The sequence below is a fragment of the Rubrivivax benzoatilyticus JA2 = ATCC BAA-35 genome (genome assembly GCF_000190375.1).
Lineage (GTDB): Bacteria > Pseudomonadota > Gammaproteobacteria > Burkholderiales > Burkholderiaceae_C > Rubrivivax > Rubrivivax benzoatilyticus.
The window spans coordinates 1-23,594 of record NZ_AEWG01000034.1 but is presented as its reverse complement, the minus strand read 5'-3'; the positions used below and the strand labels follow the sequence as shown (position 1 = coordinate 23,594).

Genomic DNA, 23,594 nt, shown 5'->3' with positions numbered 1-23,594 from the left:
TCTGGGCGTCACTCGGCGCAAAACTGTGCTCCGTAGAATCGGTTCCCGGGAATCAGATTCCAAGGACGCCGTGAACGCCGCCATTTCGCTGGACACCATCGACCGCCGCCTGCTGGAGCTGGTGCAGGAAGACGCGACGACGCCGCTGGCGCAGCTGGCCGAGGCCGTGGGACTGTCGAGCACGCCGTGCTGGCGGCGGCTGCAGCGGCTGAAGGAGGCGGGCGTCATCACGCGCCAGGTGGCGCTGGTCGACGCCGAGCGTGTGAACGTCGGCGTGACGGTGATCGTCAGCGTGCGCACGGCGGTGCACACCGAGGAGTGGTTCGAGCGCTTCCGCGCGACCTGCGAGGCGATCCCCGAGGTCGTCGAGTTCTACCGGATGAGTGGCGACGTCGACTACCTGCTGCGCGTCGTCGTGCCCGACATCAAGGCCTACGACGCCGTCTACAAGCGCCTGATCGCGGGCACCAACCTGCACGACGTCAGTTCCAGCTTCGCGATGGAGCAGCTGAAGTACACGACGGCGCTGCCGCTGAAGTACGCGCTGTGAGGGCTGTGGTGTGTGGCAGCGCCGCAGCTTGACGCGGCCCGGGGAAGCTGAACCGCCCCGGCTTCCGAGGAGGCTCCTTCGCTTGAGAATGGAGTCAGCATGAGGAAGTCAGTGAAGTTTTCCCCCGAGGTCGTCGAGCGTGCCGTGCGCATGGTGTTCGAGGCCGAGGGCCAGCACGAGTCGCAATGGGCGGCCATCGAGTCCATCGCGGCCAAGATCGGCTGCACGTCGGAGACGCTGCGGCGCTGGGTGCGGCAGGCCGAACGCGACCAGGGTCTCAAGCCCGGGCCGACGACCGAGGAGCAGCAGCGCATCAAGGACCTCGAACGCGAGGTACGCGAGCTGCGCAAGGCCAACGAGATCCTGAAGCTGGCGAGCGCGTTTTTCGCCCAGGCGGAGCTCGACCGCCGCTTCAAGTCCTGATGGGCTTCGTCGAAGAACACCGCGCTCGATTCGGGGTCGAGCCGATCTGCCGCGCGCTGCAGGTCGCCCCGTCGTCGATGTGGCGCGAGTTGGCGCGCCGGCGAGATCCGCAACTGCGGCCAGAGCGCCAGAAGCTGGATGCGGCTTTGGTGCCTGAGATCGAGCGCGTCTGGACGGGCAACCTGCGCGTTTACGGGGTGCGCAAGGTCTGGAAGCAGTTGCACCGCGAAGGCCGTGCCGTGGCGCGTTGCACCGTCGCGCGGCTGATGCGGGCCAACGGCTGGCGCGGCGCGATGCGCGGCAAGCGAGTCCGCACGACGGTGCCTGACGCCAAGGCGGCGTGCCCGCTGGACCGCGTCAACCGCGAGTTCCGCGCCGAGCGGCCCAACCAGCTGTGGGTGAGCGACTTCACCTACGTCTCGACCTGGCAGGGCCACGTCTACGTCGCTTTCGTCGTCGACGTCTTCGCGCGGCGCATCGTCGGCTGGCGCGCCAGCGGTTCGATGACCACCGACTTCGTGCTTGATGCGCTGGAACAGGCGCTTTACGCGCGCCAGCCCGAGCGCGACGGCTCGCTGGTGCATCACTCGGACCGCGGCTCGCAATACGTGTCGATTCGGTACAGCGAGCGCCTGGCCGAGGCCGGCATCGAGCCGTCCGTCGGCTCCAAGGGCGACAGCTACGACAACGCGCTGGCCGAGACGATCAACGGGCTGTACAAGGCCGATCTGATCCACCGGCGTGCGCCCTGGAAGACCCGCGAGGCCGTCGAGTTGGCCACCCTCGAATGGGTCTCGTGGTTCAACCATCACCGCCTGCTCGAACCCATCGGCTACATCCCGCCGGCAGAGGCCGAGGCAAACTACTACCGGCAACTCGCCACCCATCAGGCCGCGATGGCCTGACTCACACCAACCGGCCTCCGAGATTGCCGGGGCGGTTCAAGCCGCCGACGCGCCCCGTAGAATCGCCGCCGGCTGCCCGTAGCTCAACCGGATAGAGCACCAGCCTTCTAAGCTGGGGGTTACAGGTTCGATTCCTGTCGGGCAGGCCACCCCAAGGATTCCGGGGCTTCCCGTGAAGTGCGCGGAAGTCCGGAAAAAGCGGTTGGCAGCATGCCACTGCGCGACGTGACCGCGCTGCTGCTGCTGTACACGCTGCGCCGCATCGAGAAACGCGGCGCCCACGAGACCGGAGGCCGTGGCCGACCTGGCCGAGCAGTGGCGCCATGCCGGCGCCAAGATCGACGACGAGAGCCCCCGGCGCGAGGCCTTCAACCTCGTGCTGTCGATGCCGCAGGGCACCGATGGCCGCATCGTCAAGGCCGCGGCGCGCGAGTTCGCGCGGGCCGAGCTGAGCGGGCACCGCTACGTGATGGTGCTGCACGAGCACCAGGCGAACCCGCACGTGCACCTGAGCGTGCGCGCCCAGGGCGCCGACGGCCGGCGGCTGAACCCGCGCAAGTCCGACCTGCACCGCTGGCGCGAAACCTTCGCCGACAAGCTGCGCGGCTACGGCGTGGAGGCCGAGGCGACACGGCAGGCCACGCGCGGCGCCCATCACCGCGCCCGCCCGATCGGCCGCGTGAAGATGCGCGAGGACGGCCGCCTGCCAGGGCGCGACATCGCCGAGCCCGGAGGCGAGCGCTTCTACAGCAGCCGCCGGGACGCCCTGGAGGCCTGGATCCACATCGCGCAAGCGCTCGGCTCTTCCGGCGCCGCCGAGGACCGGCGGCTGGCCCACGGGGTCGTGGGCTTCCTCAAGGACTCGAAGGCGTTCAGGCGTCTGTTGCCGAGGCTGCAGCAGTTGCCCGATCGACAGAGGGAGCAGGCCAGGGTGCCGACCCGGACGCCGCCGCAGCCGGAGCTGACGCGCACGCGCCCGGACATCGACTGGGAACGTTGACCCACCCCCATCCCCGCCCCGAGGGCGGGGCGGTCCTCGCCGCCGGACGGGCTCGGGGGCAGGCGCGCACGCCTGCCCAAGGAGCCCAGCGTGGGCGCACGCCGCCGCCCGTCAAGGGTGCGCTGCGCCGGGCTGGGCTGTGCCCGCCCTGGACTGGCGGGGCGGGGTGTGGACAAACTACCGCTTTAGGCTGACCTGAGTGGTCTTCGCTCGCTTGCTGGGCATCGGCCGCTGCTGAAACCGGTCACTCGGCGACCGACGCGATCACGACGGCTGAACGCTCAATGCAAACCTTCGCGGCTAGGCCATTGAACGGTTCAACGTGAAGTGTCGGGACCATCTTAGGATGGTCTCCCCAACGCGATGCGGTCCGGGCATTGCGGGATTTGCTGATGATGCCGCGCGAGAGCCGCTAGGCCCGTACGTACGCGCCAGACAGCCATCGGCGTGTTTATTGTCCCAAGCCGACGTGATTGCCAGAAAATACAATAATGATCAGGAGTTGGCTAACATCCGGCGAATTTTGAGGGCGACGTGTCAGCATTGGATCCCGACCCGCCTGCCTGACTCGGTTGGCCGGCATGAGTGGCGCCAGCTGACTGTCTCTCATCCCATGGGCGAGCTGGCACGCGACGATGCGAGCAATGAGCACAAAGCAGGCGACCTCCATCAAAGACAAAATAGTTGACGGATTACACAATTTCCATTTATTGGTCACCGGTTCGCCGTGCGGCGGCCAAAGACAAGCCGAATATGAAAAGGCAAGCCCAGTCGTTCTCGCGGTTGATGCGGAGGCAATGTGTACTCGGTAACGCAAGTTGATCGTGTTCGGAGTGTTCGATGGACGCAACTCTGCGAGCGTCCCAGGAATTGTCATCGAGCCGCGGGCACCATATAGCGAAATGGTGCCGAAGTTGCGCAAGAACGAGCACGTCTTCGTCATTGTGCACTGCGTAGCGGCGGTGCTGGTTCGGTGTCGGTGGTACTTCAAGACGAACGGGAGTTGGGATGAACGTTAACAACGCCTGGATGCGGAAACGGTTTAGAGAGGCTGAGGCCCCAAAGGGTGCCGAGGCCACAGCTGTACTCAGCCAGTTGAGAGCGAGAAGGGCACCGAAAGAGTATTCGGCGCTTTATGGGGCATTCCGTGCGGCCGCCCCTAAGACTTTTCGAGCGCTATGCCTGACTGGGCCCCGCTCTACATCGGAGCTCGTATGGGCGCGCGGGGTATTGCTGCCGCTGCCTCTGGCGCATGAGCTTTGCTGGGCGCAGTACTGGCTTGCCGGACAAGCCGGTCGGATCAACGCATTTAGGAATACTGCAGCCAAAATCCAGAGGCTTGTGTTAATAAATGATATAGGCGAAGCTCTTTGCCAACTTGATATTTATGTTCACTCGGCAGGCTGGAGCCTGTGGGCCGTCGAGCTTCGCGCGGCTTTGTTGCAACTGTCAGAAGGCACCGCGGCACAGCGGGCCTGGCTCGGTGGGCTTCAATCGAAGACCGTGAATAGTATTCCGGGCCTGCTCTTTGAGGTATTTGGTGATCGAAATGACGACACCTTCTCGTACGACGCGATCTATGGCAAATGCATGAACTCGTTTCCACGTTTCGAGTCAGTCGCGCCTTGGCTCGTCGATTACCTGAAGTTTCGCGCCCTTTCGCACATCGAGAATCCGGAAAAGGCGCTGCCCGCAATTTTGTCCCGTGATATCACCTCATCGCTGATCGACTACTACGAGGATGTCGTTGAGGCGCTTGCATGCGTCGAGGGCGACTCAAGCCTACTCGATATACGTCCTGCGGCCTCAAAGTTGGTATCAACCCTGCTGGAGGCTGGCTTTACGGATCACCGACTGAAAAAGTTGCACATAGCACTGAGCGCTACGGAGTTCTCAACTGAAACGCCGATAGCCACGCATCCAACTGAAGACTATTGTTCGGTATACCTGGGATCGACCCAGGCTCCTGCCAACGCTAGTCTTGCAGGTATTTCAGGCGACCTGCTTCAATGTCAGAACCACGGGGCTGCCTCATACGAGCTAGTCGGCAAGCTGCTCAAGTGGGGATTGAACTTGCGAGGCCTAGACGTTGGCCCGGCCGTCGCGTTGAGCGCGTTGCAGTCCACTTCGAGCATCCAAGATCAGCGGGTGCTACCGTTCAGCGCTATCCTACTCGCAGAGTCATTGTGCCTTGACGACATTGCGGCGCTCTCCGCGGAGAAGGGGCTTGAACTCTTACGTGCCTATTTGTTCCAGCGAGGCAAGCACGTCGCAAAAGACCAGCTTTTGCGACCAAGATCTTGGGATTATCGAGAAGTCTTGCCAAACCCTGGGCCGCTGCATCTCTGGTTGGCGCGGCAACTACTCGACGCCGACTCTTTCGATGAGCTTGCTGAAGTTACCGAATTCCTTCGTTCGAGGGGTCCGTTCTGGGAGAGGCAGTGCGCAAAACTAGATGCCATCTCGCTAATCAAACAGCGTCGATTGGATGAGGCCATCGGACGTCTAGAGGTCTGGTTTCGTAAAGACTTTCGGTATGCTCTTGAATTCCCAGGCGAGGCGCTGTTTTCCAGCCACAAGTGGGCGGACTTCAAGGCTCTAGACCCTATTGAAGTTGGCCTCGTGGCGCATTATGAGTTCGAGACGAAGGGGGCGGCCAACGTCGGCTATATATGTAAGATGGCATGCCGCAAGTTCTTGCAGGATGGGTTGCGCCAGAGTGTGATCGAGGAGTATTCAAGCTCCTCGGATTCTAGGAGGGCTCAATTGGTGGCTTTCTTGCGGGATGTTTGGATTGAACAAAACTTGGCAATGTGTCATCAGTATGAATCCACCGCGCAAGTGCGTGTGGAGCGTATGACTGTCTTGCAACTTTTATTGAGTTGGGAAGATTCCAGGGCGGTGGAATATGCTGAGGCTATCAAAGACTTGACTTTCGATCAGACGCTGCAGCGTGGATTAGAGCGTATTGATCAAACCCGAGTATTTGTGAATGAATCGGCTATATCTCGATGGGCGGAGAAGGAGTTGGAGCAGGACTACGAGCGCTGGAGGCGATTGAGCGAATCAAGTTCTGGTGGCAGAACTGTTGACGACATGCTGCGGCAATATGCATTAGATCCAACTAATGTCGAGGTGTTGAAGGAGTTTGCAAACGGGAGGCCAACAGCCGCCGACGCGCTCCTAATTGACATTGTTGATCGCCTGTTCAAGCGGTTCTTGCTTGATCCAACTGATGGTTTGGATACATATCTGAGCGTTCGTGTGCGTCATGGTAGCCTTCGGGGAACCATTCTGGGTCCGCTTGAAGAGCAAGGTCTCCTTTACTCCACGACTGGGTCTTCCGAGCAGGCATTTGAAGCGAGGTGGGACGACGTACTAAGGCTCCCGCCGGCAGAGAAAGCACGGTTGCTCGCCATGATGCGGGAGTTTTCTGAGGACATCCGCAAGTTGGTGACAAGTTTCGTGGAGCAGCGGGTACAGGTTCAACGTCCGGAAAAGCCGGACGGCGCCTTTCCCCAAGTTCTGCCTCCGCTGTTCGCAAAGCTGATAGCGGCCAGCCTGGCCGAGCGACCAGTGTCTTTCCATGCTTTCCTTTGTGCCGGCTACTTCGTGTTCTGGAAGCTGATTGAAGCGGGGCTTTCCGGGCTTCGCGCTTACGTTAGCGAAGATCTTGCCGATTCGCTGCATAGCCGAGTTGAAAGGCTCATGCAGGAGTTGCGCTCGATGGGGCAACGCTATCTCCCGTTGATAACGACCCTGACCACCGCTGCGACGATGACCAAGTCGCAGTGCGACACGGTCGCAGAGTGGTTTCAGCTACCAAGCTTGGTTGGTGGGGAGCGCTACCAGTTGCCCGACGCCATTGAGATTGCGTCTGTCGCAACAAGGAATGTTCATCGGTCATTTCCTGCGAATGTTCAGATCGTTAGCCTGCCCGCCACTTCGCTCCCACTTACGACATCGGCGCTGGCTGTCTTGATGGATTGTCTTTTCGTGGTGTTCGAAAATGCATGGAAACATTCCGGCTTGGCGGCCGACTTGCCAAACATACAATTGCTTGCTGAGTATGATCCTAGTATGCGTCTGTTGACGCTTACGACGCTCAGTGCTCTGTCGCCGAAAAGACGATCAGAACTCCTTGACGGAGAGTTGAGTCGGTTGCGCTCCAAATACTTGGGTGAGCTTCCGTTGGAACTCATCAGCCTTGAGGGTGGTTCAGGGTTTCCCAAGCTGGCCCGGATGTCGCGCTCAGTAGCACGGGAGGCGTGCGCTCAGCCATTTGACTTTGGGATTGAAGATGAATACTGGTATACGCGTGTGACAGTGCCGCTCTATGAACGCGAAGGGGCGTTTGAAGCGTATGAGTAGCCGAATCGTGTTGGTCATTGAAGACGATGAACCTAAACAGCGATCTATTGTCGGCTACCTTCGTGAGGTTCTGGCGGAGGATGTTGAAATCAAGACCGCAGAGTCACTCTCAAGTGCAATTGCAGTATTGAGCGATGGTAATGTTACTTTTGCGGTTGTTGACATGTCGATTCCGACGTTTGACTTTGTCAAGGATCGCCGGGGAGGAGGGCAGCCGCAGGGCTTCGGCGGGGCAGATATCCTTCGCTTTATCGACTCTGAAACGGTGTGCACCAAAAGCGTTGTTATCACGCAGTATGAGGAGTTCGTGCTTCCTCGCGATGGAGAACGAAGAGATCCGCGCGGGTTAGAGGCCGTTCTTCGCAGCGAACTTGATGATCGTTTCCTTGGCGTAATTCACTACTCCGGTCAACACGGCGCTTGGCGGCAATCGTTATGTTCCGCGTTGAGGCGTGTTCAATTACTGGTGCCATAATGAGATTTCTTATTGTTGACGATGATTCTGATAAGATTCGACTTGTACGGGAATTTTTGATTGGGCAGCGTGTTGACGCTGCGGATGTCTTGAGCGCCGAGCACGCTGCGGGCGCCAGGATGCTGCTTGAGCAGGTTTCCGTCGACGTGCTTTTGATTGATGTGCTTTTGCCCGTTCGTAGAGGTGGTCAACCACACGGCGAACACAGCGTTGAGCTGCTTCGACAAATTGTCGAAGATGGGACTACGCCTTCGCCGCGACACATCCTGGGCATGACTGCTAGCCCTGATGCAATCGCCGAGTTCGGAGATGACTTCCGGCGTCTGGTGACGCAGGTGCTGCACGTGGCGCCAGGGGAGCATGCTTGGCGCGACTCGTTGAATGCCCTTCTGCTCCTCTTGCAGAGAATTGAAGATGCTAGAGATGCCAACGACTACGACATTTGCGTCTTGAATGCGCTTCGTGCACCGGAGCTGGAGGCAGTCATCTCAAGTTGGCCGCTAACCTTGGGCGCTGAGCAAATTCTTGCTCGCAACATACTGTACCGGCAAGGTAGTGTGTTGCTGAACGGTGTGGAACGGAGAATAGCCTGCGCGCATCTTTCCCAGATGGGCCCTATTGCATCGGCGCATGCGGCTACTGCGATGCTGGCGGAGTTTCGGCCGCGCGTGTTGCTCATGACCGGCATCTGCGGTGGTTTCGCAGAGCATGTCGCCATAGGTGACATCGTCGTGGCTGAGAAGAGCTGGGACTGGCAGGCTGGCAAGTGGAGCGATGAAGGAACCCTTGCCACGGCATTGGACCAACGAGATCCTGCGCCAGAGCTTGTGGCTGAGGCGCGTGGCCTTGAGAGTGTTCTTCCGGGGCTATATGCTGAATACGAAGGACCGCGACCCTCGAAGCCACCCCGACTCGTAGTGGGTCCAATGGTCAGTGGGAGTTCGGTTGTCGCATCCCTAGACATTCAAAAGGTCTTTCGGAATCAGCATCGAAAGATGGCTGGTGTCGATATGGAGTGCTACGGGATTTACTACGCCGCGGCAAATCACGCGGGCGCGCCAGTCCGAGCTATTTGTGTGAAGTCTGTTTCTGACTTGGCGGACCGCGCAAAGGGGGACGATTTCCAGACCTACTGCAGCCAGATGAGCGCGCGCGTCGCATTAGAGATGGTTCGGCGCTACTTCAGTAGATGACGCGATTTGGTAAGTTTGTCCAACGGCTGGTGTGCTGTGCAGCGTGAGTTGCCATCCAGTCGATGATCTATATTGATATCTTGGTGATGTCCTCTTCGCTGTTGCAAGCGTATCAGCAGCGGCGAAAATTAAGCGATAAAGACGTCGCGCCGGGCGGTATTTCGTTCACCTCTGGCTGTCCTGAGCTTGTGCGGGTGCACAGCCAGAGGGGCTGTTGATGACAGTCAGCATGATTTGGCCCTGCGAGTTGGAATGTCAGCCCTTGCTGCACGGCGCCGTTCCACAGCTTCCGTGCTGCTGAAGCGAAAGCCCGAACGCTTCGCGCGCCACGCGGCCAGCTCACGCGCTGCCGAAGCTTGGATACGAAGCGCGACCACCGTCATCGACCTGCACCACACCGGCCGCCACCAAGCCGTTCAACGCCGCACTGACCGCATCGTCTGTCGCATCGATCCCCAGGAACGACTTCAGTGATCGCCGAAGGGACGGCAGCTTGGTGGGCCGTTTGTCGCCCATCTTGCGCAGGCTGCTGGCCAGCCTTTCCGTCGCCTGAACGGCGCTGCTCGCCGCCTTTGCGGGCTTCGTCGTCGTTTCGGGCACGCCTGGCTGTTTGGTTGGCTCCGCCCCAATAGGCATCGCGGCCTTCTTAGTCGCTGGCGTTCCGCTCGTCGTTGCGACAGCGGTCTTCTTCGCGGCCGTGGCCTTCTTCGCCGCTACCTTCTTGGCCGGAGCCTTCTTTGCGGCGGCCTTCTTGGCTGCTACTTTCTTTACCGGCACCTTCTTGGCCGCTGCCTTCTTCGCGGGTGCGCTCTTCGCTGCGGGCTTGGCTGCGGGGCTTGGTGCCTCCGCGTTTGACGCCGCCGGCTTGACCTGACCATGCGCCAGCCGCTGCACCGCGAAGCCCATGCCCCGCGCGTGCTCGATCATCGGCTCGTAGCCCTTGTCGTTGGCCACCACGACGATCGGCGCGCCGGGGTTCCGCGACGCGATGTAGCCCAGGTAGAACGACAGGTGGAAGTCCAGCGCGTTCTTGCCGGGCCGGCTGATCGGCACCGCGGTCGCGTTCGTGCCGAAGGACGCGAAGCGGCGGTCCACCTCGTGCTGATGGGGCCCGTGGAAGACCCAGACCTGGCCGGCGCCCGGTACCAGTTCCCGAAGCTCGCCTTCGGTCGGCTGGACGTTCTCGTAGTCCACCAGCACGTGCGGCCCGGGCGCCGCGGCCCGTGCCGGCGGGATGCGCGCGATCGTGTGCCGGGGCGGGTACTTCGCCGCATTCGCCGCCAGCTTGTCCTTCACCGCCTGCGCGATGTCGACGCGGCTGTGGTCGGCCAGTTGCAGCAGGTAGAGCAGCACGTCGGCCACCTCCTCGCCGATGCGCTGCTTGACGGCGGGGTCCTCGTGGGCGCGGGCCGATTGTTTGTGCGTCATCCACTGGAAGATCTCGGCCAGCTCCGCCGCCTCCACCATCAGCGCTGTGCTCAGGTTCTTCGGCGTGTGGAACGGCTGCCAGTCGCGCTCGGCGGCGAAGTGGCGCAACTCGGCCTGCAGCTCGGACACGTTCATGCGGAGCCTCCCTCGTTCTTTGCGGCGATCTTGCCAGCGTCTGGGGCGGCGACGATGCAGCCGGTCGGCCGTTGGCGCGACGGCTCCGCCAGCGTTCTCGACGCCTTCTGCGTCGTCAGCCGCCGCCTGCGGGTGGTCGATTCACGCGGGGGGCGGACTGTCCGACCCCGTGGATGGGTGTGAACGCGGGGCCGCACCGGCATGTCCGCGCCGGTCCAGAGAGAGAAGACAGAGGCCGAAAGATTGGGATGGCAGGATAGGCTGACCGCCAGCAAATGGCTGCCATCCGCCTCGGCGGATGGGACGACGGCCGCGGGTGTGGCAGGCGCTTGCGCCGGTTTCCGCGCGCCAGAATCGGCGCAGGGAGAAACACGAAATGGCCAGGCGAAACCAAGGAGGCCTCGCGGAGGCGGTGATGGAGTTGTTCACGCTCATGCCCTGGTGGGTGGGCGTGATCGCGGCGCCGCTGTTCTATCTGCTGCTGCATCCCGTTGCGACGCAGGCCGTGCCGGCCGCCACCGAGGTGGGCCAGTACGGCGCCATGGCCACCCGGACGTTGTGGAAGACCTTCGCCTTGTTCGGGCAGTACCTGCTTCCGTTCCTCAGCCTGATGGGCGCCGCGATCTCGGCATGGCGCCGCCGCCAGCGCAGCCGCCTGGCCGCGGAAGTGGCGCAGAACCCGTCGGCCGATGCGCTCGACGGCATGAGCTGGCGCGAGTTCGAGATGCTGGTCGGCGAGGGCTTCCGGCTGCAGGGCTTCCGCGTGGTCGAGACCGGCGGCGGCGGTGCCGACGGCGGGGTCGATCTCGTGCTGTCGCGGCCAGGCCAGAACGGCAGCGAGAAGTACCTCGTGCAGTGCAAGCAGTGGCGCGCCTACAAGGTGGGCGTCGACGTGGTGCGCGAGCTGTACGGCGTCATGGCCGCCAGGGGCGCGGCCGGCGGCTTCGTCGTGACCTCAGGGCGCTTCACCGACGAGGCGCGGCGCTTCGCGAGCGGGCGCAACGTCGAACTGGTCGACGGGCCGCGCTTGCGGCAGCTGATCCAGAAGGCGAGGGGAGGGGGCGCGCAGCCTGCGAGGCAGGAGCCGGCGCTGCAGACGCCAGCGGCTCCCGTCGCTTCAGCGCCCGTGCAGCGGGATGGCGACGAGCGGCCGAACTGCCCGGTCTGCGGAAAGCGCATGGTGCGGCGCGTCGCCAAGCGCGGAGCGAGCGCCGGGGCGGCGTTCTGGGGCTGTGTCGACTATCCGGGGTGCAAGGGGACGCGGGGGATGGGGTGATGCCGGCAAGGTCGACGGGCGCTCCATCGTCCGAAGGCAGTTGCTTCCACCCACCGCGCATTGGCGCCCAGGACCGATAATGGACTGAATTCAGTCTTGTCCTAACCGGAGCGGAACCATGCGCTACTCCTCGCAAGTCAAGCCCATCAGCTACCTGAAGGCCAACGCCGCCGAGGTGCTGGCTCAACTGGCCGAGCAGCGCGAGCCCTTGGTCATCACGCAGAACGGCGAGGCCAAGGCCGTCCTTCAGGATGTCGCTTCCTACGAGGAGACGCAGGAGACCCTGGCACTGCTGAAGATCCTGGCGCTGGGCCAGCAGGACGTCGACGCGGGCAGGGTCAAGCCGGTGGCCGACGTCGTGGCGCGCCTGCGCGCGAAGCGGGCCGCGCCCTGATGGTTGCCAAGTCGACGCGCCACGAGGTCGTGCTGACTCGGGGTGCCGAGCAGGACCTGGAGGCCATCCACGACTACATCGCCGAGTTCGACAGCGTCGCCAACGCCCACCACGTGCTTGATGGCTTGATGGCGGCCGTGGAGGGGCTCGCCCGGTTCCCCGAGCGATGCTCCTATCCGAAAGAACTCGTCGCGCTGGGCATCAAGGACTATCGCCAGACGGCGTTCAAGCCGTACCGCGTGATCTATCGAGTCCTGGGCGGCCGGGTCGTCATCTACCTCATCGTCGATGGCCGACGGGACATGCAGTCGGTGCTGGCGCGGCGGCTGTTGGGAGCTTGACCTGAAGCGTTGGCGAGGCGTCGGATGACGAGCGGTAGCCGCTCATGCATTGCGAGCGACAAGCCTCGGCCAGACGCGGGACATCAAAATGAACAGTTCGGCTCGATCAGCACGCCGCAGTGGGTGGCGCCAGAATAATGGGGAAATTCGTCGTGAAAAGACTTCTGCTAAAGCAGGCCATTCGCGCGATGCGCTTCTTCTGGTTTATCACGATGGCTGGGCTGGCCTCAATATTCGTGGGGCGGCAAGTAAGCAATGAAGCGGTCGGTGCGGTACTCCACTGGGCTGGGTTGGTGGTGGTGTGTATCGGGGGGGTGTCGATGATTGCTGATCGCGCTCGACGCATGTCCCAGCATGAGAGGGCGCAACGCAATAGATTTGGCCGTTGATTGGCGGTGTGCTCAAGTTTTTGACATGCATTGTCAGGCTGCGCTTCTTATGATGATGACTTTCCATAGCCAGATGGATCTGTAACCTGGTGGAGTCATGAAAAAAGCGATCCTCGCGTTGGCTTTGGTTTGCATTGAGGCGTCCGCCCAGGTCCCGGCAGTGCCATCCAATGTCACGAGCGTGCAGACCATCGGATATTGGCGGCACGACGGCCAATCTGGCACCTATCGGGTCATCACCACCCGCGAGGGGTGGGAACACGTCTGGTCCCGAGTCTTCATCGAGTGGTTGCCTGAGCCGGCTTCGCGGGATGCGACGCCTACTCCATCGCAGAGCGTCGAACTGCTGCCCCGTGATCCTGGTACATCGGTCATCGACGCCACGGCGCGCCGTACCAAGTCTGATGCGATCGAAGTCCGCCTTGTCGCTCGGTCCGACCAGATGACGGGGGCGAGAGCCGAGGTCTTTCGGTTCCTGGCAACCGATCCAGGCGTCATCAAGCCTGTCGGCGCTGAGCCCCGATAAGGTCCAGTCGTCGCCTGGCCTGCCGGGAGGCTGCGTGTCACCAGCGCTGCCTCCGGGAGGGGTTCATCATCCGGCCAGCATTGTTGAGGCGCATGCCGGCTCTCAGTTCGAGTCCTCCAATCTGCAACTCCCCCGACGGGGGAACGCCCTGGGGAACAAACGTCGGGCCGTGCGCAGAAAAAACCAAGCTCCGACAACGCTTTAGCCAATCCTTCGAGTCCCTCCGGGGCCACAGCGCCGCGGATACCTGCCGCGGCGCGATGTGCCTGCCGATCGGCCTCCGCACGAGCACCTTGCCACTGTTGGAAGGCGCGCTGACGCGCGCCGTCACCGGTTTGCTGCACGTGCGCGCGCGGCTGCAAGATGGCTGGGCGTCGAGGCTCGACGGCCTGCGCCCCACCGCCACCGCATGCCGCAGCACCAGCGTCGTGTCGCACACCCGCCCCACAATCGACGCGTCGCCCAAGCCTGCAGTACCCATGGACCCCCTCGACCGCGCGTTCCTGGCGAACGTGATGGACCTCATGCTCGACGCCGTCTGCGTCGTCGACGGCGAGGGCCGCTTCGTCTTCGTCAGCGCCGCCGGCGAACGCATCTTCGGCTACACGCCGCAGGAGCTGATCGGCCGGCCGATGATCGAGCTGGTGCATCCGGATGACCGCGAACGCACGCTGAACGCGGTGGCCGAGGTCGTCGCCGACCGGCACCTGCCGATCTTCGAGAACCGCTACCTGCGCAAGGACGGGCGCGTGGTGCACCTCATGTGGTCGGCGCGCTGGTCGCCGGCCGACGGCGTGCGGGTGGCGGTGGCGCGCGACGTCAGCGCACGCAAGCGCGCCGAGTCGGTGCAGGCCGCGCTGTACGCGATCTCCGAGGCGGCGCACGCGGCCGAGGACCTGATGGCGCTGTTCGCGCAGATCCACCGCATCATCGGCGGCCTGCTGCCGGCGAAGAACTTCTTCGTCGCGCTCTACGACGCCCCGGGGGACTGGCTGAGCTTCCCGTACTTCGTCGACGAGCACGACGCCGCGCCGCCGCCGGGTGCGCTCGACGCCGAGACGCTGTGCGCCGAGCTCATCCGCAGCGGGCGCGAGCGGCTGCTCAGCCGCGACAGCGCCGACGCGGCGACGTCGGCCGTGCACCCGGACGTCGGCCGCAGCGCGGTCGACTGGCTGGGGGTGCCGCTGAGCGGTTCGCAGGGCGTCATCGGCGCGCTGGTGCTGAAGAGCCACTCGCAGGAGGTGCGCTACGGCCCGGCCGACGTCGAGCTGCTGAAGTTCGTGTCGGCCCAGGTGGCCGCCGCGATCGAGCGCAAGCAGAGCCAGCTGCGCCTGTTGCATGTGGCGCAGCACGACGCGCTCACCGGGCTGCCCAACCGCAGCCTGGTGCGCGACCGCGTGGCGACGGCGCTGGCGCGCGCGCGGCGCGACGGCGCCGGCCTGGCGCTGCTGTACCTGGACCTCGACCAGTTCAAGCCGGTGAACGACCGCTGCGGCCATGCCGTCGGCGACGGCCTGCTGCAGCAGGTGGCGCAGCGCCTGAAGCACTGCGTGCGGGCGTCGGACACCGTCGGCCGCATGGCGGGCGACGAGTTCGTGGTGCTGCTGTCGCACCTGCACGCGCCCGACGACGCGCCGGGCGTGGCCGAGAAGATCCGCCAGGCGCTGTGCCGGCCTTTCGAGGTGGCCGGGCACACGGTGCTGGTGTCGCCCAGCATCGGCCTCGTCGGCTACCCCGCGCACGGCGAGGACGCCGACCAGCTCGTGCAGCGCGCCGACGAGGCGATGTACGCCGCCAAGCGGGCAGGGGGCAACCGGGTCTGCGTGGCCGGCGGCGGCCGGCCGCCCGGCGGCTGAGGCCCGCGGGCGCTCAGCGCGCCTCGGTCAGCGTCAGCAGCACGTCGGCGTACCAGGCGCAGTTCAGCCCCAGAGACTCGTCCTCGGCCAGGTCGCGCGAGCGCATGTCCATGCGTGTCGAGTGCACGCCCAGCAGCTGCCAGGCCAGCGGCGAGGCCTGGTCGCCGGCGCGGCTGCGCCGGCGCACCACCGGCGAGCCGCTGCTGCCGCGGTGGGTGCGCGCGTCGGTCAGGAAACAGCCCTGGCGCTGGAAGCGCACGCCGTAGGCCGAGGCGATGGACGCGCTGCGCAGCACCGCCAGGTGGTGCACCGTGTCGTGGAAGCCGAGCGGGAAGCCGGCGATGCTCAGCGTGTCGCCGGCGGCGACCTCCTCGCCGCGCGCCTCGAGATGGCTCTCGTCGAAGGCCTGCAGCGTGGCGTCGGCCGGCAGCAGCCCCGGCGGGATCTCGATCACGGCGACGTCGACCGCGCCGCCGCCGTCACGGCCCTGGCGCCACAGGCCGAGCCCGTCGTCGTACAGCGGCAGCGACACGACGGCGTGCCGCGAGAGGTCCCGCGTGTCGGTGTGCAGCACGATCTCGAGACGGTCGGGGTGGTGCGCGCTCGCCGTGTCGGCGAACACGTGGGCGCTGCTGACCAGGAACAGCCGCTCGCCGCGGCGGAAGAAGAAGCCGCTGGCGCTGGTCAGCGCCCGGCTGCCGTCGAAGGTGGCCACGCGCGTGGTGGCCAGCAGCAGCGCGTCCACTGCCGGCGCGTCGGCCCGGCGGCTGCCCTGCAGCACGGCGCGGTTGCGGGCGACGTCGCGCTCGAAGCTCGCCAGCACGACGTCGGAGATCTCGGCGTGCAGCAGCACGGTGCGCGCCGCTTCGGCATAGGCGTCGAACGTCGCCGACAGCCGCGCTCGCGTGGGCTCCGACAGGGCCTCGAGCACCGCCGGCACCAGCGCGTCCAGGGCGACCAGGCTGCCCTTCAACTCGCAGATGCGTTCGGTGGCTTCTTGCAGGTTCTTCACGGACACCCTTTCGCCAGAAACGAAAAAGCGCGGCCGGGCCGCGCTTTCGTTGCCGGGACGCCGGGCTCGCGCCCGCCGTCCCGCTGTGCCGCCTGGGATCAGCCCAGCGTGCGGATCTTGGAGGCCTGCGGGCCCTTCTGGCCCTGGGTCACCTCGAACTCGACGCGCTGGTTCTCGACCAGGGTCTTGAAGCCGCTGCCCTGGATTTCCTTGAAGTGGGCGAACAGGTCCTTGCCGCCGTCGTCGGGGGCGATGAAACCGAAGCCCTTGCCTTCGTTGAACCACTTCACGGTGCCGGTTTGAGTCGTCATGTCGAATACCTTTCGAAGTTTGCGGGGCGCAAGATCGCACCCAGCGGAGAAACGCCAAGAAAATCTTCAAGAGGGGATTCGACGCGACGGCCGGTAGAGCACCGGGGCGTGAAGAAAGACCTATGAGCGGACGGTCTTGTGCAGATCAGCGAGGCCATCGTACACGAATGCCGCGGCGAGCGCCGGGAGATTTGCGCCGGACTCCCGGCGCCCGGCCGCCGCCGCGGCCTGGCCGATCTGCCGCCTGGCGTGAACAGTGTCGCGCCCGGCGCTGCCGCCGGCGGCACGATCGGCGTCATCATGTCGGCACTGCCGCGCCCCGCCCACGACGTCGTGACTCCTGCCGCCTCCGCCAGCCTCTCCGGCCTGAACGCCGCCCAGACCCGCCTGGACGTCGCCGGCCACAACGTCGCCAACTCGCTGACCGAGGGCTTCCGGCGCCAGGTGGCGCAGCCCGCCACGGCGCAGCCCGTCGGCGTCACGGTCTCGATCGCGCAGATGCCCGAGGCCGGCTCCGACCTCGCCGCCGACACCGTCGGCATGATCGAGGCCCGGCATGCCTTCGGCGCCAACCTGATGGTCTTCCGCGCGCAGGACGCGATGAGCTCCAGCCTGCTCGACATCCGGGCCTGAGCGTTGCCGGCCCGCAGCATGCGGGAAGCGAGTTTGCAAACAGCCAAACGTCCGTTCACCGGATAAGCGGTGCTGCGTAGCCTGGGCGCACGCCGTGGTCGATGACCGCGGCATCCGTTCAACCGCTACGCAAGGAATCAAGATGTCGTTCAAACATGCGCTGTCGGCGCTGGTCGTCGCCGTAATGCCGTTCACGGCCCAGGCCGACGAGGTGCTGAAGGTCGCCGCTTCGCCGGTGCCGCACGCCCAGATCCTGGAGTTCGTCAAGCCGGCGCTGAAGAAACAGGGCGTGGACCTGCAGGTCAAGGTCTTCACCGACTACGTGCAGCCCAACCTGGCCGTCGAGGAGAAGCAGCTCGACGCCAACTTCTTCCAGCACAAGCCGTATCTGGACAGCTTCAACAAGGACCGCGGCACGCACATCGTCGCCGTGCCGGGCGGCACGGTGCACGTCGAGCCCTTCGGCGCCTACTCGAAGAAGATCCGCAAGATCGCCGAGCTGCGCGACGGCGCGACGGTGGCGATCCCCAACGACCCGTCGAACTCGGGCCGCGCGCTGGTGCTGCTGCAGAAGCAGGGCTTGATCCAGCTGAAGGACCCGAGCAACATCCTCGCCACCGCCAAGGACGTGACGGCCAACCCGAAGAAGCTGGTGTTCCGCGAGCTCGAGGCGGCGCAGCTGCCGCGCGCGCTGGACGACGTCGACCTCGCGCTGATCAACACCAACTACGCGCTCGAAGCCAAGCTGGTGCCGACGAAGGATGCGCTGTTCATCGAAGGCGCCGATTCGCCGTACGCCAACTTCGTCTCGGCGCGGCCGGACAACGCCAACTCGCCGGCGATCAGGAAGCTCGTCGCCGCGCTGCACTCGCCCGAGGTGAAGAAGTTCATCCAGGACCAGTACAAGGGCGCCGTGGTGCCGGCGTTCTGATGTCCTGACGCCGCAAGCCGGCCGCGACGGCCGCCCCGCGGGGCGGCCGTAGTCGTTTCAGCGCTGGCGATACTGCGTCGCGCCGAACAGCATCTCGCGCGACTTGTCGTCGGTGATCGGCTTGCGCCGGTCGGCCAGCACCTCGCAGCCGCGCTGCACCGCCGGGCGCGCGCCGATCTCGTCGAACCAGCCCTTGAGGTGCGGGTAGTCGTTCCAGTCGATTCCCTGGTTCTTCCAGCTGCGCAGCCAGGGGAAGATCGCGATGTCGGCGATCGTGTACTCGTCGCCGGCGATGTAGCGCGTCTTCGCCAGCTTGCGGTTCATCACGCCGTACAGGCGCTTGGCCTCGTGGGTGTAGCGCTCGACGGCGTAGTCGATCTTCTCCGGCGCGTAGAGGCGGAAGTGGTGCGCCTGGCCGAGCATCGGGCCGACGCCGCCCATCTGGAACATCAGCCATTCCAGCGTCTCGTACCGGCCGCGCACGCTGTCGGGCAGGAAACGCCCGGTCTTGCCGGCCAGGTACAGCAGGATCGCGCCCGACTCGAACAGCGAGATCGGCTGGCCGTCGGGCCCGTCGGGGTCGACGATGGCCGGGATCTTGTTGTTCGGGCTGATCGCCAGGAACTCCGGCGCGAACTGCTCGCCGGCACCGATGTCCACCGCATGCACGCGGTAGGGCAGGCCGCACTCCTCCAGCATCACGTGCACCTTGTGCCCGTTGGGCGTGGCCCACGAATACACTTCGATCATCCCGTCCCCCGTCGCGGCCGGACCGTCGGCCGCCTCGTGCGGACTCTAAGACATGCTCGAAGGCCTGAAACGTCTGTTCACCTCGCGTCCGTCGTCCGGCTCACGCCGCTGGCACGCGGTGTCGACCTGGGCCGAGACGCGGCAATGGGCCTTCCGCGGCGTGCGCGACCACGACGGCTTCGTCGTCGAGGGCCGCTTCGGCGGCACGCGGCCGTGGCGGCTGGAGTGGGGCCCGTCGCAGCGCCCCTACATCGACGGCGCCGAGCTGCGCCTGCGCTCCGAGGTCGGGCTGCCGGCCGACCTGCAGGCCCTGGTGATGGACCGCACGCTGCAGCAGCAGCTCGAGCGCCAGGTCTTCGACCAGTACGTCGAGGGCGTGCAGACGCGCATCGACGACCAGACGCCGCCGGAGATGCGCTGGCTGGTGATGTTCCCGCGCCTGACGCCGGCCGAGATGGGCGCGCTGCGCGAGCAGTACGTCGCGATGGCCAGCGCCAAGCCCTGGCTGCAGCAGTGGCTGGGCGGGCCGCTGGCCGCCCGGCTGGCGGCGTCGCCGGCCGGTGACCGCCCGTTCGTGCTGATGGCCGCCCGCGGCCGGCTGACATTGCGCACCGCGGTCGCCGAGCCGTCCGGCGCGGTGCTCGAGGCCTGGCTGGCGCTGTTCGAGACCGCGGTGTCCGAGGCCTGGCGCACCGGCGTCGAGGTCTTCGGCGCCGAGGCCATGCAGCCCGGCGTCGCCCGCTCGACGCAGCGTTAGCGCGCGCTGTCCGGCAGGTGCCGGGCGAGCTCGATCTTGGCGATCGCGTTGCGGTGCACCTCGTCGGGCCCGTCGGCAAAACGCAGCGTGCGCGCGTTGGCCCAGGCGTAGGCCAGCGGGAAGTCGTCGCAGACCCCGGCGCCGCCGTGGGCCTGGATCGCCCAGTCGATCACCTGGCCGGCCATCGTCGGCGCGACGACCTTGATCATCGCGATCTCGGCCTTGGCCGCCTTGTTGCCGACGGTGTCCATCATCCACGCCGCCTTCAGCGTCAGCAGCCGCGCCTGCTCGATGCGGCAGCGCGCCTCGGCGATGCGCTCCTGGGTCACGGTCTGCTGGGCGATGGTGCGGCCGAAGGCGCTGCGTGCGGCGGCGCGCCGGCACATCAGCTCCAGCGCGCGCTCGGCCAGGCCGATCAGCCGCATGCAGTGGTGGATGCGGCCCGGGCCCAGCCGGCCCTGGGCGATCTCGAAGCCGCGGCCTTCGCCGAGCAGCAGGTGGTCGGCCGGCACGCGCACGTCGACGAAGTCGACCTCCATGTGGCCGTGCGGCGCGTCGTCGTAGCCGAAGACGCCCAGCGGCCGCAGCACCGTGACGCCCGGCGCGTCCATCGGCACCAGGATCATCGACTGCTGCGCGTGTTTCGCCGCCAGCGGGTCGGTCTTGCCCATGAAGATCAGCACCTTGCAGCGCGGGTCGCCGGCGCCGCTGGTCCACCACTTGCGGCCGTTGACGACGTAGTGCTCGCCGTCGCGCTCGATGCGCGCCTCGATGTTGGTCGCGTCCGACGAGGCGACGGCCGGCTCGGTCATCGCGAAGCCGCTGCGGATCTCGCCGCGCAGCAGCGGCTCCAGCCACCGGCGCTTCTGCTCGGGCGTGCCGTAGCGCACCAGCACTTCCATGTTGCCGGTGTCCGGCGCCGAGCAGTTGAAGACCTCGCTGGCCCAGGGCACGCGGCCCATGATCTCGGCCAGCGGCGCGTATTCGGAGTTCGTCAGCCCGGCGCCGTATTCGCTCTCGGGCAGGAACAGGTTCCACAGGCCCGCGGCCTGGGCCTTCGGCTTCAGGCGCTCGAGGGTCTGCAGCGGCGTCCAGCGCCGGCCGGCCTCGGTGTTGGCGCGGATCTCGGCCGCGAACTCGGCTTCGGCCGGTTCGACGTGTTCGGCCATGAAGGCCGACAGCTGCGTGCGCAGCGCCTGGGTGCGGGGCGAGTAGGCGAAGTCCATGCGTTCCTCCGGCTGCGGGCGCTCAGGCGCGCGACGCGAACAGCCAGGCCATCTCCGCCAGCGGCCGCGTGGCAGCGCCGGTGGCCTTGGCCTGGGCGCTGGACGCCGTGCCGTCGACGACACGCTTGGCGATGCCCTGCGTGATCGAGGCCAGCCGGAACAGGTTGTAGGCGAGGTAGAAGTCCCAGTCGGCCATCAGCGTGTCGGGGTCGGCGCGGCCGGTGCGTTCGGCGTAGCGGCGCACGTACTCGGCCTCCGTCGGGATGCCCAGCGCGGCCAGGTCCAGCCCGCCGATGCCGCGGAAGGTGCCCGGCGGGATGTGCCAGGCCATGCAGTGGTAGCTGAAGTCGGCCAGCGGGTGGCCCAGCGTCGACAGCTCCCAGTCGAGCACGGCGACGACACGCGGCGCGTCGGGCGCGAAGACGAGGTTGTCGAGGCGGAAGTCGCCGTGCACCACCGAGACCTGCGTCTCGTCGCGGGCGCTGGCCGGCAGGTGCGCGGGCAGCCAGTCGATCAGCCGGTCCATCTCGGCGATCGGCTCGGTGACCGAGGCCTGGTACTGCTTGCTCCAGCGCGCGATCTGGCGCTCGAAGTAGCTGCCCGGGCGGCCATAGTCGGCCAGGCCGGCAGCGGCGACGTCGACGCGGTGCAGCGCCGCGATGACGCGGTTGCTCTCGTCGTAGATCGCGGCACGTTCGGCCGGCGTCATGCCCGGCAGCGACTGCTCCCAGAAGACCCGGCCCTCGACGAAGCCCATCAGGTAGAAGGCCCGGCCGATGACCGACTCGTCCTCGCACAGCGCGACCATGCGCGGCACCGGCACCTCGGTGGCGGCCAGCGCCTGCATGACGCGGAACTCGCGTTCGATGGCGTGCGCCGACGGCAGCAGCTTCGTCGCCGGGCCCGGCTTGGTGCGCATCACCCAGGCGCCCCCGGGCGTGACGAGCTTGTAGGTCGGGTTTGACTGCCCGCCCTTGAACTGCTCGACGCTCAGCGGGCCCTGGAAGCCGGGCAGCTCGTGCGCCAGCCAGCGCTCGAGCGCGGCGACGTCGAAGGCATGGCTGGCGGCCATCGGGCGGGTGCCGGTGTAGGTGTCCAAGGGGGTCTCCTGTTTTCGTTTGGCGTCGCGGCTCAGCGCTCGGCGATCTCCATCAGCTTCTCGCGCGCCAGCACGACCAGCCGCGTCGGCTCGACGCGGATCGCGCCGTCGCGTTCGAAGCCCTTCAGCTCCTGGTTCACGCGCTGGCGCGAGGCGCCGAGCAGTTGCGCCAGGTCTTCCTGCGCGAGCTGCAGGCCGATGCGCAGCTCGTCGCCTTCCTCGACGCCGTAGCTGCGCGCCAGCAGCAGCAGCTGGCGCGCCAGCCGGGCCTGCAGCGGGCGCGTGTTGACGTCCTCGAAGTGGTCGAACATCAGCCGCAGGCGGCGGCAGTTCAGGCGCAGCAGCGCCTCGTAGAGCTCGACGTGGCGGGCCAGCAGCTCGCGGAAGTCGGGCTTGCGCACGACGAGCAGCGTGGTCTCGCCGTGGGCGTCGGCGTCATGGGTGCGCGGCAGGCCGTCGAACAGCGCGATGTCGCCGAACCAGACGCCCGGCTCGGCGTAGGTCAGCGTCACCTGCTTGCCGCCCAGCGAGATGGTGCTGATGCGCACCGCGCCGCGGGCGACGCCGCACCATTCCTCGGCGCGGGCGCCGCGCGCCACCAGCGGCGCACCGTCGGGCAGGCGGCGCACGTGCGAGCGTTCGAGGATGTCATGGCGCAGGGTGGGCGAGAGCTTGGCAAACCAGGCGCCGGTTTCGACGTTCTGGCGCTCTTCGAGTGTAAGAACCGGGGTCGGCATGTCTTGTCTCGGCGGCGACAAAAAGGGGCCTGCCGATTCTGCGGCCTCGCCGGGCGCCCGCCTGTCGCCGCGGCGCCGGGGCGTGTCCGGCGCTGGTTTACAGTTTGTTGCCTTGCGGCGCGGCCGACGCCCCGAATCGGGGAGCGGCGCGCGCCGGGCCATGGCGTGCAATGCACGCGGGAGGGCGGTTCGTGACTTCGGTTCGCCGGCAGCCGGCTCGATGCGGCGGGCAGCGGGTGCGCCGCGATGGGCCTGGGCTAGGATGCGCTCGATCCGCCGGGCCGTGCCCGGGGTGCTCTCGGACGCTTTCGTCCTTCGGCGGCCGGGCGCGGCGCTTGAGGTCCCAGTTGTAACCCTTCGTGATAGAGTGCCCCGCGCCTCGCCCGCGACCAAACCAAGAATGCAAGAGAAGCGGCCAACGTCAACGCTCTGGATCGCCACTGCCCTGTTGTCGGCAGCCCAGAGCGCCTCAGCGCTCGGGTGGGCGCATGCCGACCAGGGCGCGGTCCTGGGCCGGCCCCTGTCCTTTGCCGCGACGATGCGGCTGGACCCGGGCGACGAGCTGGCCCCCGAGTGCGTGCGCGCCGAGGTCATCTCCGGCGACCGCGTGCTGCCGGCGGCGCTGGTGCGCGTGCAGGCCGAGGCCGGCCCCGACGCGCTGCGCATGCGCGTGCTCACCGAGACGACGATCGACGAGCCGGTGGTCACCGTGACGCTGGCCGTCGGCTGCCCGTCGCGGCTGTCGCGCCGTTTCGTGCTGTTCGCCGACCCGCCGCCCGTCGCCGCGACGGCGATCGCCGCGGCGGTGCCGCAGGCGCCGCCGGTCGCCGCGTCTGCGCCGCCCGCGGTGCTGCCGCCCGCGAGGACCGACGCGAC

21 protein-coding genes, 1 tRNA gene, 1 pseudogene and 1 other annotated feature are annotated in these 23,594 nt (G+C 66.1%); of the genes and pseudogenes, 16 read left to right on the top strand and 7 right to left on the bottom strand.

Annotated elements, in window-relative coordinates; genetic code table 11:
- Nucleotides 1-88: 88 nt before the first annotated feature.
- The 7 genes from RBXJA2T_RS03515 (at nt 89) to RBXJA2T_RS03490 (ending at nt 8,917) form a co-directional block, all read left to right on the top strand.
- Entirely contained in the window at nt 89-550 is a 462-nt protein-coding gene (locus tag RBXJA2T_RS03515) for an Lrp/AsnC family transcriptional regulator (protein ID WP_029718492.1), read from the top strand.
- Nucleotides 551-649: 99 nt separating this feature from the next.
- A protein-coding gene (locus RBXJA2T_RS03505) for an IS3 family transposase (protein ID WP_085976997.1) occupies nt 650-1,878 on the top strand; the annotation gives its coding sequence in 2 pieces (ribosomal slippage) (nt 650-938 and nt 938-1,878; 1,230 coding nt in all).
- Nucleotides 928-1,044, top strand: a sequence feature (AL1L pseudoknot). Its footprint overlaps the gene before it by 117 nt.
- Nucleotides 1,879-1,950: 72 nt before the next feature.
- Nucleotides 1,951-2,027: transfer RNA gene (locus RBXJA2T_RS03500), tRNA-Arg, on the top strand.
- Between the two features lie 146 nt (nt 2,028-2,173).
- Nucleotides 2,174-2,878, top strand: coding sequence for a relaxase/mobilization nuclease domain-containing protein (locus RBXJA2T_RS03495; RefSeq protein ID WP_009855934.1), 705 nt, complete (start codon nt 2,174-2,176; stop codon nt 2,876-2,878).
- Nucleotides 2,879-4,108: 1,230 nt separating this feature from the next.
- Entirely contained in the window at nt 4,109-7,249 is a 3,141-nt protein-coding gene (locus RBXJA2T_RS20050) for a hypothetical protein (RefSeq protein WP_138938773.1), read from the top strand.
- Nucleotides 7,250-7,256: 7 nt separating this feature from the next.
- Complete coding sequence (locus RBXJA2T_RS19420; protein WP_202796727.1) at nt 7,257-7,724, top strand: response regulator; 468 nt, start codon at nt 7,257-7,259, stop codon at nt 7,722-7,724.
- Nucleotides 7,685-8,917 carry a phosphorylase family protein gene (locus RBXJA2T_RS03490; RefSeq protein ID WP_202796726.1) on the top strand — a complete coding sequence of 411 codons (1,233 nt, stop codon included), beginning with the start codon at nt 7,685-7,687 and terminating at the stop codon, nt 8,915-8,917. The genes RBXJA2T_RS19420 and RBXJA2T_RS03490 overlap by 40 nt, the downstream gene beginning before the upstream one ends.
- A 339-nt stretch (nt 8,918-9,256) precedes the next feature.
- Here RBXJA2T_RS03490 and RBXJA2T_RS03485 read toward each other — a convergent pair whose 3' ends face one another.
- A complete protein-coding gene (locus tag RBXJA2T_RS03485; protein ID WP_009855933.1) occupies nt 9,257-10,480 on the bottom strand; it encodes a nucleotide pyrophosphohydrolase in 1,224 nt (407 codons plus the stop codon).
- Between the two features lie 376 nt (nt 10,481-10,856).
- Here RBXJA2T_RS03485 and RBXJA2T_RS03480 point away from each other — a divergent pair, with 376 nt between their 5' ends.
- The 5 genes from RBXJA2T_RS03480 (at nt 10,857) to RBXJA2T_RS03465 (ending at nt 15,262) form a co-directional block, all read left to right on the top strand.
- Complete coding sequence (locus RBXJA2T_RS03480) at nt 10,857-11,756, top strand: restriction endonuclease (RefSeq protein WP_009855932.1); 900 nt, start codon at nt 10,857-10,859, stop codon at nt 11,754-11,756.
- Nucleotides 11,757-11,874: 118 nt separating this feature from the next.
- Nucleotides 11,875-12,150 (top strand): type II toxin-antitoxin system Phd/YefM family antitoxin, encoded by a 276-nt coding sequence (locus tag RBXJA2T_RS03475; RefSeq protein WP_009855931.1) that lies wholly within the window; start codon nt 11,875-11,877, stop codon nt 12,148-12,150.
- On the top strand, nt 12,150-12,491 hold the full coding sequence (locus RBXJA2T_RS03470) for a type II toxin-antitoxin system RelE/ParE family toxin (RefSeq protein ID WP_009855930.1): 342 nt from the start codon (nt 12,150-12,152) through the stop codon (nt 12,489-12,491). The genes RBXJA2T_RS03475 and RBXJA2T_RS03470 overlap by 1 nt, the downstream gene beginning before the upstream one ends.
- Before the next feature lie 486 nt (nt 12,492-12,977).
- Nucleotides 12,978-13,406: a hypothetical protein gene (locus RBXJA2T_RS20045; protein WP_009855929.1), complete on the top strand. Its 429-nt coding sequence runs from the start codon at nt 12,978-12,980 to the stop codon at nt 13,404-13,406.
- 479 nt (nt 13,407-13,885) lie between these two features.
- Nucleotides 13,886-15,262, top strand: coding sequence for a sensor domain-containing protein (locus tag RBXJA2T_RS03465; protein WP_029718304.1), 1,377 nt, complete (start codon nt 13,886-13,888; stop codon nt 15,260-15,262).
- Between the two features lie 13 nt (nt 15,263-15,275).
- Here the strand turns inward: RBXJA2T_RS03465 and RBXJA2T_RS03460 are convergent, their stop codons facing one another.
- Together RBXJA2T_RS03460 and cspE are read right to left on the bottom strand one after the other, a co-directional pair.
- Nucleotides 15,276-16,274: a trypsin-like peptidase domain-containing protein gene (locus RBXJA2T_RS03460; RefSeq protein WP_009855927.1), complete on the bottom strand. Its 999-nt coding sequence runs from the start codon at nt 16,272-16,274 to the stop codon at nt 15,276-15,278.
- Nucleotides 16,275-16,372: 98 nt separating this feature from the next.
- Nucleotides 16,373-16,585 (bottom strand): transcription antiterminator/RNA stability regulator CspE, encoded by a 213-nt coding sequence (gene cspE / locus RBXJA2T_RS03455; protein ID WP_009855926.1) that lies wholly within the window; start codon nt 16,583-16,585, stop codon nt 16,373-16,375.
- 249 nt (nt 16,586-16,834) lie between these two features.
- Between cspE and RBXJA2T_RS19695 the strand changes: the two genes are divergently transcribed.
- Both RBXJA2T_RS19695 and RBXJA2T_RS03445 read left to right on the top strand, forming a co-directional pair.
- Nucleotides 16,835-17,218, top strand: coding sequence for a flagellar basal body protein (locus RBXJA2T_RS19695; protein WP_237704849.1), 384 nt, complete (start codon nt 16,835-16,837; stop codon nt 17,216-17,218).
- A gap of 142 nt (nt 17,219-17,360) precedes the next feature.
- Nucleotides 17,361-18,149 carry a MetQ/NlpA family ABC transporter substrate-binding protein gene (locus RBXJA2T_RS03445; protein ID WP_009855924.1) on the top strand — a complete coding sequence of 263 codons (789 nt, stop codon included), beginning with the start codon at nt 17,361-17,363 and terminating at the stop codon, nt 18,147-18,149.
- A gap of 57 nt (nt 18,150-18,206) precedes the next feature.
- Here RBXJA2T_RS03445 and RBXJA2T_RS03440 read toward each other — a convergent pair whose 3' ends face one another.
- A complete protein-coding gene (locus RBXJA2T_RS03440) occupies nt 18,207-18,899 on the bottom strand; it encodes a glutathione binding-like protein (protein ID WP_009855923.1) in 693 nt (230 codons plus the stop codon).
- Nucleotides 18,900-18,951: 52 nt separating this feature from the next.
- Here RBXJA2T_RS03440 and RBXJA2T_RS03435 point away from each other — a divergent pair, with 52 nt between their 5' ends.
- The gene (locus tag RBXJA2T_RS03435) at nt 18,952-19,656 is read left to right on the top strand and encodes a hypothetical protein (protein ID WP_009855922.1); all 705 of its coding nucleotides are present in this window, start codon (nt 18,952-18,954) and stop codon (nt 19,654-19,656) included.
- Here RBXJA2T_RS03435 and RBXJA2T_RS03430 read toward each other — a convergent pair.
- The 3 genes from RBXJA2T_RS03430 to RBXJA2T_RS03420 are packed head-to-tail and all read right to left on the bottom strand — an operon-like array spanning nt 19,653 to nt 22,718.
- On the bottom strand, nt 19,653-20,882 hold the full coding sequence (locus tag RBXJA2T_RS03430) for an acyl-CoA dehydrogenase family protein (RefSeq protein WP_009855921.1): 1,230 nt from the start codon (nt 20,880-20,882) through the stop codon (nt 19,653-19,655). The two genes, RBXJA2T_RS03435 and RBXJA2T_RS03430, sit on opposite strands and share 4 nt — an antisense overlap.
- Before the next feature lie 22 nt (nt 20,883-20,904).
- The gene (locus RBXJA2T_RS03425; RefSeq protein WP_050801726.1) at nt 20,905-21,954 is read right to left on the bottom strand and encodes a phosphotransferase; all 1,050 of its coding nucleotides are present in this window, start codon (nt 21,952-21,954) and stop codon (nt 20,905-20,907) included.
- A gap of 59 nt (nt 21,955-22,013) precedes the next feature.
- Nucleotides 22,014-22,718 carry a Crp/Fnr family transcriptional regulator gene (locus tag RBXJA2T_RS03420; RefSeq protein ID WP_009855919.1) on the bottom strand — a complete coding sequence of 235 codons (705 nt, stop codon included), beginning with the start codon at nt 22,716-22,718 and terminating at the stop codon, nt 22,014-22,016.
- Between the two features lie 538 nt (nt 22,719-23,256).
- On the opposite strand from RBXJA2T_RS03420, the pseudogene RBXJA2T_RS03410 reads away from it, so the two are divergent.
- Nucleotides 23,257-23,594, top strand: a pseudogene (locus RBXJA2T_RS03410) (hypothetical protein); the annotation flags it as partial.

Bases quoted from the DNA above. Each gene is read 5' to 3' on its own strand.
- RBXJA2T_RS03485 (WP_009855933.1), bottom strand. From the start codon at position 10,480: ATGAACGTGTCCGAGCTGCAGGCCGAGTTGCGCCACTTCGCCGCCGAG.
- cspE (WP_009855926.1), bottom strand. From the start codon at position 16,585: ATGACGACTCAAACCGGCACCGTGAAGTGGTTCAACGAAGGCAAGGGC.
- RBXJA2T_RS03435 (WP_009855922.1), top strand. From the start codon at position 18,952: ATGCTCGAAGGCCTGAAACGTCTGTTCACCTCGCGTCCGTCGTCCGGC.
- RBXJA2T_RS20045 (WP_009855929.1), top strand. From the start codon at position 12,978: ATGAAAAAAGCGATCCTCGCGTTGGCTTTGGTTTGCATTGAGGCGTCC.
- RBXJA2T_RS03425 (WP_050801726.1), bottom strand. From the start codon at position 21,954: ATGGCCGCCAGCCATGCCTTCGACGTCGCCGCGCTCGAGCGCTGGCTG.
- RBXJA2T_RS03470 (WP_009855930.1), top strand. From the start codon at position 12,150: ATGGTTGCCAAGTCGACGCGCCACGAGGTCGTGCTGACTCGGGGTGCC.
- RBXJA2T_RS03475 (WP_009855931.1), top strand. From the start codon at position 11,875: ATGCGCTACTCCTCGCAAGTCAAGCCCATCAGCTACCTGAAGGCCAAC.
- RBXJA2T_RS03480 (WP_009855932.1), top strand. From the start codon at position 10,857: ATGGCCAGGCGAAACCAAGGAGGCCTCGCGGAGGCGGTGATGGAGTTG.
- RBXJA2T_RS03465 (WP_029718304.1), top strand. From the start codon at position 13,886: ATGGACCCCCTCGACCGCGCGTTCCTGGCGAACGTGATGGACCTCATG.
- RBXJA2T_RS03440 (WP_009855923.1), bottom strand. From the start codon at position 18,899: ATGATCGAAGTGTATTCGTGGGCCACGCCCAACGGGCACAAGGTGCAC.
- RBXJA2T_RS03430 (WP_009855921.1), bottom strand. From the start codon at position 20,882: ATGGACTTCGCCTACTCGCCCCGCACCCAGGCGCTGCGCACGCAGCTG.
- RBXJA2T_RS03420 (WP_009855919.1), bottom strand. From the start codon at position 22,718: ATGCCGACCCCGGTTCTTACACTCGAAGAGCGCCAGAACGTCGAAACC.
- RBXJA2T_RS03445 (WP_009855924.1), top strand. From the start codon at position 17,361: ATGTCGTTCAAACATGCGCTGTCGGCGCTGGTCGTCGCCGTAATGCCG.
- RBXJA2T_RS03490 (WP_202796726.1), top strand. From the start codon at position 7,685: ATGTTCCGCGTTGAGGCGTGTTCAATTACTGGTGCCATAATGAGATTT.